Source organism: Candidatus Eisenbacteria bacterium, from assembly GCA_020847735.1.
Classification (GTDB): Bacteria; Eisenbacteria; RBG-16-71-46; order RBG-16-71-46; family RBG-16-71-46; genus CAIXRL01.
The window spans coordinates 264,563-282,556 of the sequence record JADLBL010000015.1; the positions used below are offsets into that span (position 1 = coordinate 264,563).

Sequence of the window (17,994 nt, forward strand, 5' to 3'; positions counted from 1 at the left end):
ATGGCGGCCAACGCGCCCGGGCCGGTCGCCCCGGGGTGCGAGTGTCCACTCGCGTCGGGGCAGGGCTTCGGCCTGCCGGCGTCGAACATGGCGCCCGGGAGGCGCCGGGCCGCCCGGCCCGCCCCATTCCAAAAACACCACTGGAATCGCGGGTCCGGCACTGGATAAACTTTCCGCACTGTAATCCCCCGCTGGCCGCCGGCGATCGCAGGAGCGCCCGGACGTCTTGCTCGACATCACCTGCCGAGGATGCTTCGTGAATCGCTGGCTCCTTCTGGTCGCGTGCGTGCTGCTGCTCGCCGCCGCTCGTCCCGCCGCGGCCTTCCCGGTCGTGTGGGGCGCGAGCTGGGACGGCCCCAACAACGAGCTGCAGAAGATCGTGGACGCGAAGTACGGCGTCGGCGCGATCAACGTGCAGACCGACTATCTCGGCTACCACGCGGGCGATCCGGATCCCTGGTACTGGGTGGACGGTGGCTTCGAGGCCCTCATCATCAAGGAGGTCGCGGGCAACGCGAACTCCAACTACGTCGGCTGGTACAAGGAAACCGGTTCGATGCCCGTCATTGACGGCATTGACGACGGCCTCGTGTTCACCGGCCCGGCGAACGCCTCGAATCCTCCGGTCTTCATCGCGCTCGGCGCGGCGCAGCATTTCGGCTTCTACATGAACCCGAACGGCACCTACGGCGCCGTCAACGCGCCGGAACCGGAGAAGTTCTTCACGAACCGCTTCTACAACGACCGCGGTCCGTCGGGAGCCGGAGCGCTGCACGCGCCCTTCGACGGCGACGTCCAGGCGCTCGTCTTCGACATCTCGCGCCTGCGCGGCCCGAACACCTGGCTCGTATGCTTCGAGGATCTCGATACCGGCGCCAACATCGGCCCCTGCTGCGCCGCGACCGACAACGACTTCAATGATTTCCTCTTCGAGGTCACCGCGGTCGGCGTGACGCCGGCGCTGCGCCTGTCCATGGGCGCGCTCAAGATCCGCTACCGCTGAGTCCCGCGCCGAACGCGAACCGCCCGGCGAGTCCGCTCGCCGGGCGGTTCGCGTTCGCTCCGCCCTCCGCCGCGGGCCCGCCCGCTCCCCGGGGCCGCCGACCGGCCCCGCGCCGGGGCCACTTGCCGGAGTGCGCTCGGACGCCTTCCGCCGTTCGCCGCCCGGCGCCCCGCTCCACGCTTGCCCTCGCTTCGGGCCGCCCGCATATTCCCGCGCGCGCGGCGCACGCCGCGCGACATCGGGAGGTGGGTCGCATGAACGTCTGGAACTGGGTGCTCATCGTCGCGGGCGCCGTGCTCATTCTCGTCGAGGCTTCGCTCGGCGGCTTCGCCGGCTTCGACCTCGTCCTCATCGGCTCGGCGTTCGTCCTCGGCGGCGGACTCGGGCTCGCCTTCGGCAGCCCCGTCGCGGGCTTCATCACCGCGAGCGTGCTCTGCATCCTGTACATCGCCATCGGGCGGCGAATGGTCCGCAGCCGCATCCATACGCCGAAGGTCAGGACCAACACCGATGCGCTGGTGGACCGCGAAGGCGTGGTCGTTCAGCGCATCGCCGATCACGAGGCCGGTCAGGTGAAGCTGGGCGACGAAGTCTGGCGCGCCGAGCCCGCACCCGGCGCGGGGCCCTTCGAGCCGGGAGCACGGGTCACCGTGGCCGGCATCCACGGCGTCACCCTTCAGGTGAGGTAACCATGATCGCGCAGATCGGCTTCTTCCTGCTCATCATCGCCCTGTTCATCACCCTCATCTCGCTCGCGCGCTCGGCGCGCATCGTGAGCCAGTTCGAAAAGGGGCTGGTGCTGCGCCTGGGCCGCTACCGCAACACCGTGGACTCCGGGCTGACGTTCCTGGTTCCGATCATCGAGGACATGATCAAGGTGGACATGCGCGAGCGCGTCATCAACGTCGAGCCGCAGAAGGTCATCACCAAGGACAACGTGCTCGTGACCGTGGACGCGGTCATCTACTACCGCATCAGCGACCCGGTGAAGGCCACCTTCGAAGTGCAGAACTTCGCCTACGCCGCGACGACGCTCGCGCAGACCAACCTGCGCAACCTGATCGGCGACAAGTCGCTCGACGAGACGCTCACGGCGCGCGACATGATCAACTCCAACCTGCGCAACGTGCTCGACGAGGCGACGAACACGTGGGGCGTCAAGGTGACCCGCGTCGAGGTGCAGAAGATCGACCCGCCCGCCGACATCACCGAAGCCATGTCGCGCCAGATGAAGGCCGAGCGCGACAAGCGCGCCGCGATCCTCGAGTCCGAGGGCGTCAAGCAGTCGCAGATCCTTCAGGCCGAGGGCGTGAAACAGTCCGAGATCCTCAAGGCCGAGGGCGACGCGCAGGCGCGGATCACCCGCGCGACCGCGGAGGCGAAGGCGATCGAAATGGTCTCCAACGCCGCCGAGAGCTTCTTCAAGGAGCGCGCCGAGGCGAGCAAGCGGCTCGACGTGCTCAACACCGTGCTCGCCTCGCAGGCCAAGTACATCATTCCGACGGGCTCCGAGCTCGTGAACGTGCTCGGGCTCGATGACAAGAACGTGGTGCCGCTCAAGCGCTGAGCCCGGAGTCCGACGAACGGCGGCGGCCCGCGCCCGAATGGGGCGCGGGCCGTTCGCGTTGCGGGCGGTTCGTCAGCGCCCGGCGACCGTGAGCGGGACCTCGCGCTCGGCCCCGTCACGCCGGATCACGAGCCTGACCGCCTGGCCGGGCGCGAGCGCCTTGAGCATCGCCGAGTAGCCGCGCAGGTCGGAAATCTCGCGGCCGTCGAGCCGGACCAGTATGTCGCCCTCCTTGAGCCCGGCTTTCTCGGCGGGCGAGCCCTGCGTCACCGCGGCGACCTTCACGCCCGGGCCCGCGAACGCGAAGTCGGGCATCGTCCCGATCGTGACCCGGCGGCCCTGCGCTCCCGAGGCGGTGGCGTCCGCCGCCGGCGCGCCATTCGCGGGCGGCCCGGGACGGGCGGACTCGATCGTGTTCGTGAGCGGCTCGGCGCGGTCGCCGAGGTACTGGATGGCTTCGCGCACGAAGGTCGCGACCCGCACGAGCCCCGGGCCGTCCACCTTGTCCGCGGTGTCGCCCGGCCCGTGGTAGTCCTCGTGCGCGTCGGTGAAGACCTGGACGGCCGGCACGCCGCGCTCGATGAAGCTCTGCTGGTCGGAGGATTCGAGCGCCTCGGGAATCAGCCGTGGTTCGACGCCGGTGACGAAGCCGGCGCCGCGGAAGATGTGCTGCCACTCCGACGCCGTTCCGGCCGCGATCACCGAGAGCTTCTTCCCGTCGAGCCGGCCGACGGTGTCGAGGTTGATGACGCCGAGCATCTTGTCGAGCGGGAACGCCGGGTGAGCGGCGTAGTACCGCGAACCCTGCAGGCCGGATTCCTCGCCCGTGAAGGCGACGAAGACGAGCGTGCGCCCGGGCCGCTCGCCCGCCGCGAGCGACTTCGCCAGCTCGAGCAGGACCGCGACCCCGCTCGCGTTGTCGTCCGCCCCCGGATGCAGCCGGCCCTCGTCGCCCCGGTGAACGTCGGGCCAGCCGAATCCGAGGTGGTCGTAATGGGCGGTGAGCAGCGCGGACTGTCCGGCCCACGCCGCCTCACTGCCGCGCAGCACGCCGATCACGTTGCGCAGGCGCACCGGCACGCCCGACGGCGAGCGCGTGGACGGGAACTCCTGGAAGTAGCCGCCGCCGTCGCCCCCGGGCTCGAGGCCGGCCTTGCGGAACTCGGTGGCGATGTACTCCGCGGCCGCGTCCAGTCCCTTCGTGCCGACTCCACGGCCTTCGCGCTCGGGCGAGGCGAGCCAGCGCACGTGCTCCATCAGCGCCTGCTGCGAGAAGACCGGGGGCAACTCGGCGAGCGCGCGCCGCGGGGGCAGGGTCTGCGTCGCGGTCGCGAACGCCGCGAGAGCGCCGGCCGGCCCGGTTTGCGGACCCAGCTCGACCCGCAGCGGCGAATCGGCGGTCGCCCACTGGCCCTTGAGCACGTTGGCGGGCTCCGCGCCCTCGAACCCGAGGTAGGAATACTTGCCGTAGTGCGGCAGCTTGCGTCCCAGTCCGGGAAGAGCCGCGAGATCGTCGGCGAAAATCCAACCAATCGCCTTCGCCGGGTCCGCCGGATGCCTGCGCACGAGCACCGCGCAATGCCCGGCCAGCGGCATGGACTCGCGATCCACGGCGAGCCGGTCCGGACCGAGCGTGAAGTCGCGTCCCGAGGCGAAGAGCTTCGGTGCGAGCGCGTTGCCCCGGCCGAGCAGCCACACCGGCCGGTCGGCGGGCAGCATGCGGAGTTCGGCGTCCGTCGTGAACTCGGGCGCGTGAACGTCGCTGCGCCAGCTTTCGACCAGCGCGCGGTAGGCCTTGCGCTCGGACTCTCCGGCGCGCGCGGGCAGCACCGCCAGCACACGAGGCTCGCCGAGGATCTGCCCGATGGAAGCCGGCGTCTCACGCGGATCGAGCAGCCGGAAGAGGTCGAACGAGGGGTCCACCTCCACGGACAGCGGCCGCGCGACGGTGCGGACCGAGAACGGCGTTCGCGCACCCCCGGTCCGGACCGTGTCGAGCACCGGCCCCGCCACCGTCCGCACCACGACCGGCACGTCGAGCTGGAACGCTTCGCCCGCCTGGGCCTGTTCGACGCTTCCGCGCAGCTCGTATCCGCCGCCCGAGGGACCGCTGCCGGAAACGCTCAGGCGCAACTCCGGCGCGCCGGTGCGGTTCAACTGCTCGGCGAACAGTCGTCCCAGGTCCTGGCCGGAAACCGCCTCGAGCGAGGCGCGCACGTCCGCGAACGACGCCTGCCGGCCACGGAAGTCGCGATAGAACGCCGCGGCCCAGCGGCGGAACGCGTCGTCCCCGATCCGGCGGCGGACCATGTGGAAGAGCATCAGCGCCCGGCCGTAGCCGACGGCTTCCGTGGCGGCGCTGTGGCGCGAGCGGAACCGCGAGAGCGGAAAGTCACGGCCCTCGCGCACGTAGTCACGATACTTCTGCAGCACGTCGCGCCGGTACGCCTCGCCCTGCCCGCGCTGCTCCTGGATCAGGTGGTCGGCCATGTAGGCGGTCAGCCCCTCGCACCAGTTGCCGCCGCCGTAGTCCACGAACACCGAGTTCCCCCACCAGTTGTGGAGGATCTCGTGCGGGTAGGAGGACGTGAGGATGAACGGGAAGCGGATCACCTGCGAGCCCAGCAGCGTGAAGCTCGGCATGCCGTAGCCCGTCTCCCAGAAGTTCTCGACGAGCGCGAACTTTCCGTACGGGTAGGGCCCGATCAGCCCGCGGTACATCTCGAGGTATTGCGCCGTCGCCTCGAGGTACTTCGCCGCCAGCGCGTCGTCCTTCCGGCGCAGGTAGACGAGCGCTTCGGCCGCGCCCGCCGACGCGCGATAGACGAGCAATGGCCCGCCGCAGACCGTGATCTCGTCCACGGGTCCGTGCGAATCCCAGCGCGCCACGCCCGCGTCGTCGCGCGAGGTGCCGTTCCCCGGGCTGATGACGTGCCAGCCCCCGGGCTCGGCGGCCTCGAGCGTGAACTCGATCAGCCCCGGCCCCAGGCGCGGGTACCAGAAGCCTTCGCCCGCGAGATAGAGGCCGTCCTTCGAGACGATTCCCGCGGTCTGGCGGAAGCCTCGCGTGTACTGCTCGCGCTCGTCCGAGAGTGCGAAATCGAAGCGGCCGTCGTAGCGCAGCACGACCTGCCCGCCGGAGGCCGGCAGCGCGACGCGCCAGCGGCGCAAACGAACGGTCGAGTCGCGGTCGGCCGCCGTGGCGTCGAGGCCGGGGAAACGCCCGGCATCCTGTCCGGCCCGCGCCCCGGGTGCGTGGAGCGGGACCTCGGTGACCGTCGGCTCGGATCCGCGCAGCTCGAGCGCGGCGTTGAGCAGGAACTGCGCCTCGCCGTCCTTCACCTGCGATGCCGGGACGGTGAGCGTGTCGGTGACCGAGAGCCAGCCTCGCGCGGGGTCGAGCGCGATCTTCAGGCCGTGCCGGACGCGTGCTTCTCCCGCACCCGCGGCCGAAGCGAAGGCCGCGAGCAGCGCGAGCGCCGAAACCCAGCGCGCGGGGGCCGTCACTTGGCGCTTCCGGCCGCGTCCGGGCTCGCCGCGGGCCGCCCCGGAGCCCGCCGCCGCAGGTGCACCCGCAAGTCGAGCTCGCGGCCCTCACGCCTCACGCGGTAGAGCACGTCGTCGCCCCAGCGCTTGTCCGCCATCAGCCGGTTGCTCGTTTCCTTGTCCGGGATCGGCTGGCCATCCATCGAGACCAGCTCGTCGCCTGCCCGGACGCCCGCAGCCTCGGCCGGTGAATCCTCGGCGACGTTGATCACCCGGTAGTACTCGCCGCGCCGCGACTCGAGCGTCGAGATTCCCGAGGACGGATAGAGCGGGTCGCTCGTGGGCGGCAGACCCCAGACGAAATCGGCGTAGGAGGCGCGCACCGTTCCGACCGGCGTTCCGCCCCATTCGTCGGCCACCGGCACCGGGATGACGCACGCCGTGCGTCCTTCGAACCACGGCTTCGCCTGGCGCTCGGCCCCGAGCCCGTAGGCCACGTGTCCCGAGCCGATCAGCACGACCATGATGGACTTCGCGTCGCCATGCCGCTTCAGCGCCTCGAGAGCGTTCCAGCCCATGGCCGCGTCCCAGGCGCACTGCGCGCGGTACATCCCCTCGAACATCGCTTCGGACATGCCGCCGTGCAGCGCGTCGGCGTCGCCGAAGTAGGCGCGAAAGAGCCGCCGGTGCTCGGCGCTCCCCAGGTCCACCCTGGGCGGCAGCATCGCCCTCGTCTCCACCGACAGCGAGTCGAAGCCCTTCGTTCGGACCGTGGTGACCGCGGCGCGCGGCAGGTTGACGGCGTACATCGGCAGATCCTTCTCGCGCGCGAATCGGAAGATGTCCCGGTAATAGTTCCAGTTGTATCCCCAGTTCCCGTACCAGTGCGAGTCGGAGAGGAACGCCTCCTCGGTCCACTTGCGGTCGGTGTGCCAGCGGTCGAGCCACGGCTGCTCCGGCACCGGGTACATCTCGAGCCCGATCATGACGTGGCGGCCGCGCCGTTCCAGCTCGCGAAGGACGGCCAGCTGCACGCGGTGGAATTCCATGTCCACGTGGCTCTCGCCGACGAACAGCAGCCTCACGTCGTCGAGTCGGGCGGCCAGCTCCGCCGGTCCGATCGTGTCGCCGCGCGCTGCGTCGGTGATGCCGTCGAGCACCACGGCGAGCTCACGGTCCCGGCGCGCCGGATCGCCGATCGGGAGGTTCGCGACGCGGTCTTCGGCGCGCGCCGCGGGAACGAGCAGTACGGAAAGCAGCAGCGCGGCGCGGGCGAATCGCTTCATCGGGGCACCTCGAAGGGGCGGGAACCGGAACGCCGCAGTCGAGCACACGCGCGCGGCGCGGGCAAGGCGCGGCGCGAGGGTCGAGGAGTCCCCGCTTCTCAGGCCGCCTTGCTCGCCGGGGTCGCGACGCGGTTGCGCCCGCCCTGCTTGGCGACCTTGAGGGCGCGCGTCACGGCCCTGACCAGGTCCTGCAGCGCGCTCGCATCGGTGGGAAACGCGGCGACGCCGACGCTCACCGTCACCGGGACCGGCGTTCCGGTCGAGAACGCGTGCTGCTCGACCGTGGCGCGCATGCGCTCGGCCACCTCGGTCGCGCCGTCGCGCCCGGTCTGCGGCAGGATCACCATGAAGGCGTCGTCGCCGCAGCGGGCCAGCACGTCGAACGAGCGCACCTGTCCGGCCAGAGCCGTCGCCAGCTCCTTGAGCAGCAGGCTGCCCTTCATCGCGCCCAGAGCTTCGCCGTGAACCTTGAGGCGGTCCACGTCCACGAGCACCAGCGAGAGTTCCTGGTTGTAGCGCCGCGCCCTGCGAACCTCGCGGCGCAGCGCGGTCCGCAGGTAATGAACGCCGTAGACGCCCGTGAGCGAGTCGGTGACCGACGTGCGCTCGAGGCCGCTCGCCAGCCGCAGGCTGTCGAGCACCGAGCCGAGCCACGCGGCGAGCAGCAGCATCATGCGGATCTCGACCATCGTGTAGCGCGCCCGCGCGCGCCGCCGGTAGGCGGCGAGGTACGCCGGCGCCGCGTCACGGCCACGAACCGGAATGAACAGCGTCGGCCCGGGTTCGACACCCGGACAACCGTCCGCCTCCGCCACGCGCGCGTCGTCGGTGACGACCGCGAGCGCCAGCGGCTCGGGCGCCTCGGCGAACCGGCGCAGCACCTCGCTGCCGCCCTCCGGCATGGACATCGCCGCCGCCGATGCGCTGCCCGAATGCAGGACCATGCGCTCGGCGCGTTTGCCGTTCGTCGTGAGCGCGACCGCGTCGGCATCGAGCAGCGTGAGCGCCGTTCGCAGCGCGAGATCGAACACCTCGGAACGGGTCCTGCGCTCGGCGGGGTCCCCGAGCTGCATGAGCACTTGAAGCGCGCGATCCGGCGCCGCCATGGCCATCTCCTCCGACGGGGTGGGTTTCGTCACCACCGTTCATCGGCAGGCCACGGCCGGTTCCCCAGCCCGGAATCGGGGCCGTCCGGCCCGGGGAGCCGGGGCGATGGGCCGTCCGGCCCCCGCCCGCCGCTCAGGTCGCCTCGCCTCGCAGCTCCCGCGGGCGCAGTTCCGCGTCGATCCGGGCCGCCGCCCGCACGAGGATGCCCGGCAGCGCCTGCACGTCGGCCGACGCGGTGTGGAAGTTGACGATGCAGGCACGCAGCACGTACCGCCCGCGGACCACCGCGTTCGACACGAACGCCTCGCCCTCGCGCTGGCTGCGGTCGAGAACCGTCCGGTTGAGCGTGTCGAGGTACGCCTCGGCCCGTTCCTCGCCGACGCGCGCACGCAGGTCGCGCGGAACGCAGCGGAAGGTCGTGATGCTCAGGGCCTGCGTGAAGAGCTCCAGCTCCGGGTGCGAGCGAACCGCCTCCGCCAGCTCGCGCGAGAGGCGCATGTCCTCCCCGATCATGGCGCGATAGCCGGCCGCGCCCGCGTGCTGGAGCATCAGCCAGACCTTGAGCGCGCGAAAGCCGCGCGAGTTCTGCATTCCGAAGTCCACCAGGTTCATCGCGCGTTCGTCGAAGTGGTAATAGGGCGGGTGATAGGAAAACGCCGCGCGCAGCGCATCGGCGTCCCGAACGAGCGCGCAGCCGGCCTCGAGCGGCGCGTAAAGCCACTTGTGCGGGTCCACCGCGACCGAGTCGGCATCGGCGAGCGCGCGCAGGTCGGCGGGCGCTCCCGGCGCGGCGGCGGCGAAGCCGCCGTAGGCGCCGTCCACGTGGAACCACAGGTCGTGGCGGCGGCAGACGTCGCGAATCGCCGGCAGCGCGTCCACGGCGCCGGTGCTCACGGAACCGGCCGTGCCCACCACCAGGAACGGCCGCTCGCCCGCGGCCAGATCCGCCTCGATGCGCCGATCGAGCGCCGTGACGTCCATGCGCTGCGCCCCGTCCACCGGAATCCAGCGGATCGAGTCCGTTCCGAGACCGGCGAGGTCCGTCGCCTTCTGGATCCAGGTGTGTGTTTCGGAGGAGCAGTAGGCGCGCAGGGGCGGGCCCGCGGACGCGCCTTTCGCACGCACGTCCCAGCCGGCCTTCGCGGCACGCGCGGCGATGAAGCACACGAAGTTCGCCATGTTCCCGCCGCTCACGAGCAGCCCGCCGGCGTCGGTCGGGTAGCCGATCAGTCCGGCGATCCAGCGCACCGTCTCGAGCTCGATTTCGGTCGCCGCCGGCGCCAGCGCCCACGAGCCGCAGTTCGGGTTCACCGCCGAGGCCAGCAGGTCGCCGAGGATGCCGATCGGCGCGGGTGGCGCGGTGATGTATCCGAAGAAGCGCGGGTGCTGGTTGAAGAGCGAGCGTTCGAACAGCGCGCGCGTCGCGCCGGCGAGCAGTTCGCCCGCCTCCGTGCCGCGCTCGGGCAGCGGCCGGCCCAGGCCGATCGCCTCGCGCAGGGCCGAAGGTGAAACGTCACGCGTCACCGGTCCGTCGGCGATCGCGGCCAGGCGCCCGGCCAGTTCGTCCACCAGACGGTGGCCGGCGGCGCGAAACGCCTCCGGGTTCATCGAAAGGGGCGTGGGTCGCGGGATTCGTCCGGCGTCGCTCATGCGGTTCCCCCCGGGGCTTGTCCGGTGTTGGCGGCCTGCGTGGCGGGCTCAGGCCCGTGTCGCGCGTAATCCTTCGAACAGATCGGTTTCGCGGGCCCGGCCGCCGTTCACCGTGCTCATGGCGCGGTAGTACGACTGCCAGCCCCACAGCGCCTCGTGCAGCTCCGGCGTGAGCGTGGCGAGCTTCTCGTAGGCGGTGACCTGCGACTCGTGGCAGGAGACCGCCCGCCACACGGTATCCCAGCAGACCCGCGTATCAATGACGGTCGTGATCGCCCACGCCGGCCAGCCGCGGGCCTCGCGATCCACGCCATCCACGCGCGAGATCAACTTCCGGAACGCGGCCTCGTACGCGGCCATCGCGGTGGGCGGCCAGGCGGCGAAGTAGAGCTTGGCCGCCGCATGCGGCGGGAGCCCGGCGCCCTCTCCCGAATACGCCCCGTCGGCCGCGGCGACCAGCGCGGCGGTCGTGAACTGCGAGATCGCGATGTGGTCCGGGTGGCCGTAGGAGCCCTCGGAGTCAAAGGTGAGCACGACCTGCGGACGAACCCGCCGCACCTGCGCGACGATCCGCCCGACGGCCTCGCGCGGATCGGCCTGGTCGAGGCGGCCGTCCACGTAGCCGAGCAGCGAGACGCTCCGCAGCCCCAGGACCTCCGCCGCGGCGCGCAGCTCGCGCTCGCGCAGCGCTCCCAGGGCGTCGGGGCCCGGGTGTTCGGGCGAGCCCTGCGGGTGGCCGCGAAAGCGGCCGCTCTGGCCGAGCGTCGCGGTGACCACGTGGGTTTCGACGCCCTCGGCGGCGTAATGCACGAGGGTGCCACCGAAGCCGAGCGACTCGTCGTCCGGGTGGGCCAGAACGGCGAGCAGTCGCAGGTTCTCGTCCAGGTGAATTCCTCCGAAGTCAGGGCTGGAGAATGACAGGTCCGGCCCGCGAGGTTAGCGAGGCCGCCTCGCGGTCGGCAATACTAAACACGCGACGGAAACCTCCTCCTCACCGCATGAAGGCATGGCGGAGCCTGCCCCGCCGCGGGTAGGATTGACGCGGGCCCGTCTGCCCATACGGTTCCCGACATGCGACACGCGGCGCCGTTCGACCATCTCGCGCCCGCTTCGCGCACCCGCGCAGGACCCCCCGCTCCCCTGCACAGCCGCTCTGGAGGCCTCCGCCATGCGTTCCTTGCTTCGCATCCTCGCCCTCGCCGCTCTCGCGGCGGCCGCCATCGTCCCGGCCGCGCTCGCGCAGAGCGACATCATCATTTCCGAGTACGTCGAAGGCAGCAGCAACAACAAGGCGATCGAGCTCTACAACCCGACGGGAGCCGCGATCGATCTCGCCGCGGGCGACTACAAGCTGCTCCTCTACTTCAACGGCTCGGTCACGATCGGCAACACGATCGGCCTGACCAGCGTGCTACCCAGCGGCGGCAAGTGGGTCGTCGCTCACGCAAGCGCGTCGGCCGGGATCCTCGCGGTCGCGAACCAGACGAGCACCGTGCTCCAGTTCAACGGCGACGACGCCGTCGTGCTCGCCAAGGGCGCGGTCAACACGGTCGTGGACGCCTTCGGTCAGGTCGGCTTCGATCCCGGCACCGAGTGGGGCACGGGCCTCGTGAGCACCGCCGACAACACGCTTCGCCGCAAGCCGCTGGTCTGCGACGGCGACACGAACGCGACCGACACGTTCGATCCGTCCATCCAGTGGGACGGTTTCGCGACCGACACGATCAACGGGCTCGGCCAGCACACGATCGCGTGCGGTCCGACGCCGGCCGCCGGCAGCACCTGGGGCGGCCTCAAACTGCTCTATCGGTAGGCTGAACCACGTTCGCCCGACGGCTCCGGGCTTTCGCGTCCCGGACCGAGAGCGCTGGAAGCAGGGTCGGCGCGTGAACGCACCAGAGTCGAAGCCGCCCGGCGGGGACTCCCGCCGGGCGGCTCGCGTTTCACGCCGGAGCCTCACTCCATGCGCACCACGTGCCGTGTCGCTTGGAAGCGGCCGGCGCGCATCCGCGCGTAGTACACGCCCGCCGCGGCGCGCGCTCCGACGTCGTCGCGTCCGTCCCATGCGATCGCGTGGCTGCCGCCGCCCAGCTCGGCGTTCACGAGCGAGCGCACGTGCCGGCCCTGCATGTCGAAGACGTCCACGCTGACGCGCTGCGACTGCGGCAGCGAGACGATGAACGCCGTGTTTCCGCGCGCTGGATTTGGCCGGGGCGACGAGAACGCGACGACCGACGGCAGCGACGGCGGCGGAGTTCCGGTCACGGAGGTGTAGATGAGGAAGTTCGCGGCGCTGGCGTCGTTCACGTTGGGCCGCGCCGAGTCGCGCACCCGGACACGAGCCTGTTGCGTGAACGGCCCCGAGACGTTCCAGACGAAGCTGCTCCCGGTCTGGCTGCGCGCCAGCGTTTCCCAGTTCTGCCCGCCATCGCGTGAAAGCTCGACGTCCACGGCCATCACCGACGGGCTGTGGCTCCAGCTGATCACCTGCTGCGCCTGGACGAGCCATTCCTCGCCACCGTCGGGCGCCGCCAGCGAAACCAGCGCGGTGTCGGGGATGCAACCGCCGAGCAGTCTCATGTACTGGCTGGACGCGGGCGCCCCGAGCAGCGCGTCCACCTCACCGTCCTCGTCGAAGTCCGAGAGCACGACCGGGCCGAGTGCGACACCTGTCGAGTAACGCTCCGGCACGGTGAAGGTGGCGTCACCGACGGTCCCCGCTCCCTTGCCGAACAGCAGCTGTGCGGCGCCCACGGGCGAGATGCCGCTGAAGCTGACCAGCAGGTCCGCTCGACCGTCGCGATTGAAGTCGGCCACGCCGAGGCGCCGCGGCCCGAGCTCGTTCGTGACGTAGGACACCGGGAGGAACGAGCCGTTGCCGATGCCGCCGGCGCCAAGGCCGATCGAGACCGCGGTGCGCAAGGCGCCCGCGAACGCCAGGTCCGTGATGCCGTCCTCGTTGAAATCGGCGGCGACGACGTCGGTCACCGCATCGCTCACGCCGCCGCTGGCGGCGATGCGGCCCGCCGCGGAGAACGCGCCGTTGCCGAGGCCGGCGGCGCCAGCGCCGAGCATGATCTGCACTCCAGGGACACTCGCCGAAGGGCTGGCGATGGCGAGGTCGAGAACGCCATCCTCGTTGAAGTCGCCGGTCGTGATCCTTCCCGGTGAATCGCCGGCGTAGTAGCGGTTGCGGATCGGGAACGTGCCGTCTCCGACACCGTTCGCGCCGCCCCCCTGCAGGACGAAGATCGAGTCGGTCGCGAGGCTCGAGACCACGAGATCCTGGATGCCGTCCTCGTTGAAGTCGCCGGTCGCGATGCCGGACGGATCCGCGCCCGCCGGCACCAGCGACGCCGGCCCGAACGTGCCGTTGCCGACGCCGCCGGAGCCGCCGCCGGGCAGCACGGCGACGCCCCCCGCACGCGTCGTCGCCACGTCGAGGATGCCGTCCTCGTTGAAGTCGGCGGTCGTCAGGTTCCGGCCGGCGCCGCCGGCGGAGTAGGTGACGTCCGTCGCGAACGTGCCGTTGCCGACCCCCGCCGTGCCGAGACCGCGCTTGAAGGCGATCCCGACGCCCACGTCGTGGACGAGGTCGGGGATGCCGTCCTCGTTGAAGTCGGCCGTAATCGCGTCCTGCGGGCCGCCCGCGGCCGTCGTGATCGCCGGGCCGGTGTTCGTCAGGGTCGGGCAGATCGTGAAGTTCGCGTTGCTGATGTCCGCCAGGTGGGGCTGACCGTGCGCGAGGACGCGCAGGCGCGCGGTGTTCGACGCGGGCAGCGCGACCTTCCAGGACAGGCTCGTACCCGGCGCATCCGTGGCGATCCGCTCCCAGTTGGCACCACCGTCGCGGGACAGCTCGACGTCCACCGAGGTCGTCGTAACGCCCTTCGTCCACGAGAGCGTCGCGAAGGTGACCGGCTGCAGCACCTCGCCGCCGTTGGGGAACGAGACGACCGGTGGAGTGCTCACGGCCGAAGCGCAGCCGCCCGTGAAAACCGTCAGGTTGTTCGTCGAGAGATTCGCGACCACGAAGTCCATTCGGCCGTCTTCGTTGAAGTCGCCCGCCGCGAGCGCGTCGGGCGCCGTACCCGTCGTGGAGGCGCCGCCTCCGATCGTGAACGTTCCCGTCCCGATCGCCGAGGAGCCGTTGCCGAAGAACACCTCCATCGCCCCGATCACGCTCGCGCCGACCAGGTCTTCGATGCCGTTGCGCGAAGGGTCGGCGACCACCAGGTCGGCCATGGGCAGTCCGCTCAAGTAGTTCTGGGCGGCGCCCAGAATCGAGACGCCGTTGGCGAGCGAGTTCAGGTGGACGCTGATCCCGCCCGCGTTCGCCACGGCCACGTCGGGGTCGCCGTCGTCGTCGAAATCGTGCAGCACGACCGCGTGCGGCCCGCCGAAGGTGGTGTAGCTGGAAACCGAGAACACGCCGGTGCCGAAGCCGTTCGTGCCCGTGTTGCGCAGGCGCGAGATCGAGTTCGAACCGAAGTTGGCCGTCACCAGATCGAGATCGCCGTCGAGATCGAGGTCACCCGCCGCGATGCCCTCGGGGTTGCCTCCGGTGCCGTAGAAGACCGGGCTGCCGAACGTGCCATTGCCGTCGCCGGTCGGGAAGGCGCCTCCCGGGAGGATGCCGACGCGGTTGTTCAGGCTGTCGGTCACCGCGAGGTCGAGCACGCCGTCGTTGTCGAGGTCGGCGGCCACGATACCGACGCACTGTCCGATGCCCGCCTCAGCGACGCCGGCCGCGAAGGTGCCGTCACCAACCCCGCCCGCGCCGTTGCCGCGGAAGATCATGAGCCCGCTCGCGTGCGTCACGGCGAGATCGAGGATGCCGTCCTCGTCGAAGTCGCCGACCGCGACCCGATTCGCCACCGAGGGCGTTCCGTACACCGTGGCGCCCGTGAAACTCGCGTTGCCCACGCCCCCGACGCCGTTGCCGCGCAGGATCGCCACGCCGCTCGAAACCGTGACCGCGAGATCGAGAATGCCGTCCTCGTCGAAGTCCCCCACCTCGACGTCGCGCGGGGTCGCGACCGGACCACCGACGGTCACCGGGGTGTTCACGGTGGGACAGATGCTGAAGAACGAACCGCTCAGGTCGGAGACTCCGGGCTCGTCCACGCTGCTGATCCGGATGCGCACCTGGTTCGAGTTGAGAATGGGCGCGAACACGGTCTGTGATCCGTCGGCCGTGGTCGAGCTCACGAGCGTGACCGGCGCGCCGTTGTTCACGGTGTATTCGATCTTCACGTTGCCGCCGACGTCGCCCGACCAGGTGACGACGATCGGCTGCAGGGCGCCGAAGAACTCGCCGCCATCGGGGCTCGTGACCGTGAGCGAGGGAACGTAGAGCGAACCGCCCGACTCGCGGTGGTTCGCCGTGATGCCCGCCGGATTCGCCCAGGCGAACATCACTCCCCCTCCGCCGTCCTCGGCGAGCATGACGTCGTCCTGCTGGCCATCGTTGCCGGCGGGCTGGGTGCTGCCCGAATGGAAGGTGTTCCACAGGACGGCGCCCGACGAACTGATGTGCGTCACCTCGACGTCGGCTGTGAAGTCGATCTGGTCATCGTTCCGGGGAATGGTCTCGTAGGCGAGATAGGCCCCTCCCGAGATGTCGGGAATCATGGTGAGGCGCAACTGGTCGTTCTCGCCCGTGTTGACCGCGACACCGCCCGAAGTCCATTGCGGCGTGCTGAAGGCGTTGAAGCGCTGCGCGCGAATGTCCCGCCGGTACGGCACGCCGCCGGGTCCGACCACGGCGTTGTCTCTCATGTCCACCCAGCCGACGATGCACCCGCTCGCGCCGTCGTCCACGAGCCGGAGCGAACGCTGCACGGAGGCGTCCATGCCGGAGCTGACGACGACCTGGGCGTTGCCGGTCGAGCCCCACGAGGAGTTCACCGCGCCCGACGGAGTGACACGGGTCACGAACAGATCCGTGCCGCCGTTCGCGAAGTCCGTGGCCGAGAAGGCGATCGTCAGGCCGAGGGTGGCGTCCCAGATCGCGTCGGCGCACAGCACTTCGAAGTCCGCGTCCTCAAAGACCGTGTTTCCGAGCGCCCCCCAGGTGATCGCTCCGGTGACGTCCACGCGGCTGGCGCGCAGCCGCTCCGGCCCGGTCGAGTTGGTTTCCTCGGTCCAGACCGCCACCAGGCCGCCGCCGTCGGCAACGATTGTCTGCGCGCGCAGGTCGTCACCCGCCCCCGTCGAGCGGCTCAGGACGAGCCCGGCGGCGCCGAACTCGAGCGCTCCGGTCTTGGAGACGCGTTGCACGCGCACCGTGTCGGTTCCGCCGACCCCGCCCTGCCCGATCCACAGCGCGAGCAGCTCGCCACCCTTCGCCAGCGCCACCCGCGGCTGGCCGGTCATGCCGCTCGAGAGTCCACCCACCCGGATGCCGGGAAAGGCGATGGTCGCGTCGCCGTCGCCATCGAAGTGCTGCGCGTAGAGCCCGTTGACGAATCCGCTGCCCGAGAAGCCGTTGAAGTAGGCGACCCACACCCCGCCGCCGCCGTCGGCGAGCACGGACGGCGTGTTTCCGAGGCCCTCTCCGGGTCCGACGGGCAGCCCACGCTCACCGACCCAGACCGTCGCTCCGTCGCGATCGAGCCGCTGCACCTTGACCGAATCGGGCGACGTGCTGGCGTTCTGTCGGAACGCGACGAACATGCCCCCGTGTCCATCGGAGCACATGCTCGAGAAGCCGCCACCCGGCACGGGGAAGTCGAACGTGAAGGCGCTGTTCGTGACGACCGGGTTTCCGGCGGCGGCCCAGGCGGCGAAGACGGGTCGAGGCGCGAGCAGGACGAACAGGGCGAACAGCGGCGCGAGGATCGCGGCAAGGGCACGCATGGGACCTCCGGCTGGAGAGAGGTGGGTTCCAGGGGGTAGTGGCCCGGAAACCGCCGGAAGTCACACGATATTGTTCGAACGATCGGTCGGAGCAGGCCGCCCGTTCATTGTTTGGCCTGACCGAACGAAAGGGGGCGCGCCTCACGGCACGCCCCCAGAGCCAGCACGGGCTGGGCTCCTACTTGGAAAGCTGGCACATCGTGCTGATCACCCAGCCCTCGTTGCCCAGCTCGTCGTTGACCTTCCAGAACACGCCCTGCTTGTCGCCGGTCGGATAGAGCATCAAGCCGGGATCGAGGTCGCGCACGACGCTCGAGGTGTTCTTGGGCTCGGAGAAGAGCTTCGTGGCCTTGGCGACGGTGATCGCCTGCTGCACGTTGTTCGCCTTGGCGTCGGGCTGCACCTTCTGTACTTCCTCCATCAGCTTGATATAGGCGTCGAGGTACGCCATCGCCACCACCTGGCCGATCTCGGTGTTCGAGTAGCTGCTCGCGCCGGCCGCGGCGAACATTCCGAAGTAGCCGCCGCCGCCGGCGCCCCAGCCGAGGTTGGTCTTCTTGGCGTGGCCCTGAACCGTCGCGATGATCTCGGTCGAGCGCACGTCGGTCAGCGTCAGCACCACGTCGGCGGTCTTGCTCTTGAGGCTCACCCCGCCGAGCACCGCGCCCACGCCGCCGCCGAGCAGCCCGCCGACCACGCCGCCGATCTTGGTGCCCTTGGCGTTGTTGTTCCTGTTGGCGATGTCCGGCACGAGCGTGTAGTCGGCCGCCTTCATCTGGCCTTTGCCGATGTTCGATCCGCCGCGCATCTCGCCGCCCGAGGCGAGCGCGCGCTCCTGCTGCGCCGCCTGCAGGCCCTTGCCGCGGTCCACCAGCGTCCAGCACTTGCTCTGCTGCGCGTACACCTTGATGAGCGCCTCCGGCGATTCGAGGCCGAAGCGCGTCCACCACTTGTCTTCGGGTTCGTTCACCGCGAGCGTGCCGATCTTCTTGTCGCAGATCGGAATCTCGGTCTTCATCGCGGCTTCTTCCTTG

Annotated in this window: 11 protein-coding genes; 4 read left to right on the plus strand and 7 right to left on the minus strand. The window is 70.5% G+C overall.

What is annotated here, in order from left to right:
- Positions 1-256 precede the first annotated feature (256 nt).
- The 3 genes from IT347_07430 (at position 257) to IT347_07440 (ending at position 2,570) form a co-directional block, all read left to right on the plus strand.
- A complete protein-coding gene (locus tag IT347_07430; GenBank protein ID MCC6349405.1) occupies positions 257-1,003 on the plus strand; it encodes a DUF4114 domain-containing protein in 747 nt (248 codons plus the stop codon).
- Between the two features lie 254 nt (positions 1,004-1,257).
- Positions 1,258-1,692: an NfeD family protein gene (locus IT347_07435; protein MCC6349406.1), complete on the plus strand. Its 435-nt coding sequence runs from the start codon at positions 1,258-1,260 to the stop codon at positions 1,690-1,692.
- Positions 1,693-1,694: 2 nt separating this feature from the next.
- Positions 1,695-2,570, plus strand: a complete 876-nt coding sequence (locus IT347_07440) for an SPFH/Band 7/PHB domain protein (protein MCC6349407.1) — start codon at positions 1,695-1,697, stop codon at positions 2,568-2,570.
- Positions 2,571-2,642: 72 nt separating this feature from the next.
- Here IT347_07440 and IT347_07445 read toward each other — a convergent pair whose 3' ends face one another.
- The 5 genes from IT347_07445 to IT347_07465 all read right to left on the minus strand — a co-directional run bounded on the left by IT347_07445 (position 2,643) and on the right by IT347_07465 (position 11,020).
- Positions 2,643-6,077 carry a M20/M25/M40 family metallo-hydrolase gene (locus tag IT347_07445; protein ID MCC6349408.1) on the minus strand — a complete coding sequence of 1,145 codons (3,435 nt, stop codon included), beginning with the start codon at positions 6,075-6,077 and terminating at the stop codon, positions 2,643-2,645.
- Entirely contained in the window at positions 6,074-7,342 is a 1,269-nt protein-coding gene (locus IT347_07450; protein ID MCC6349409.1) for a ChaN family lipoprotein, read from the minus strand. Before IT347_07450 ends, IT347_07445 begins: the two co-directional genes overlap by 4 nt.
- Before the next feature lie 98 nt (positions 7,343-7,440).
- Positions 7,441-8,481 (minus strand): GGDEF domain-containing protein, encoded by a 1,041-nt coding sequence (locus tag IT347_07455; GenBank protein MCC6349410.1) that lies wholly within the window; start codon positions 8,479-8,481, stop codon positions 7,441-7,443.
- A 100-nt stretch (positions 8,482-8,581) separates the two neighbouring features.
- The gene (locus IT347_07460; protein ID MCC6349411.1) at positions 8,582-10,099 is read right to left on the minus strand and encodes an aminotransferase class V-fold PLP-dependent enzyme; all 1,518 of its coding nucleotides are present in this window, start codon (positions 10,097-10,099) and stop codon (positions 8,582-8,584) included.
- A gap of 48 nt (positions 10,100-10,147) precedes the next feature.
- Positions 10,148-11,020, minus strand: a complete 873-nt coding sequence (locus IT347_07465) for a PIG-L family deacetylase (protein ID MCC6349412.1) — start codon at positions 11,018-11,020, stop codon at positions 10,148-10,150.
- Between the two features lie 247 nt (positions 11,021-11,267).
- Between IT347_07465 and IT347_07470 the strand changes: the two genes are divergently transcribed.
- Positions 11,268-11,912: a lamin tail domain-containing protein gene (locus IT347_07470; protein MCC6349413.1), complete on the plus strand. Its 645-nt coding sequence runs from the start codon at positions 11,268-11,270 to the stop codon at positions 11,910-11,912.
- Positions 11,913-12,055: 143 nt separating this feature from the next.
- On the opposite strand, the gene IT347_07475 is transcribed toward IT347_07470, so the two are convergent.
- Both IT347_07475 and IT347_07480 read right to left on the minus strand, forming a co-directional pair.
- Positions 12,056-16,960 carry a VCBS repeat-containing protein gene (locus IT347_07475; protein ID MCC6349414.1) on the minus strand — a complete coding sequence of 1,635 codons (4,905 nt, stop codon included), beginning with the start codon at positions 16,958-16,960 and terminating at the stop codon, positions 12,056-12,058.
- A 178-nt stretch (positions 16,961-17,138) separates the two neighbouring features.
- Complete coding sequence (locus IT347_07480; GenBank protein ID MCC6349415.1) at positions 17,139-17,978, minus strand: peptidoglycan-binding protein; 840 nt, start codon at positions 17,976-17,978, stop codon at positions 17,139-17,141.
- Positions 17,979-17,994: the final 16 nt, after the last annotated feature.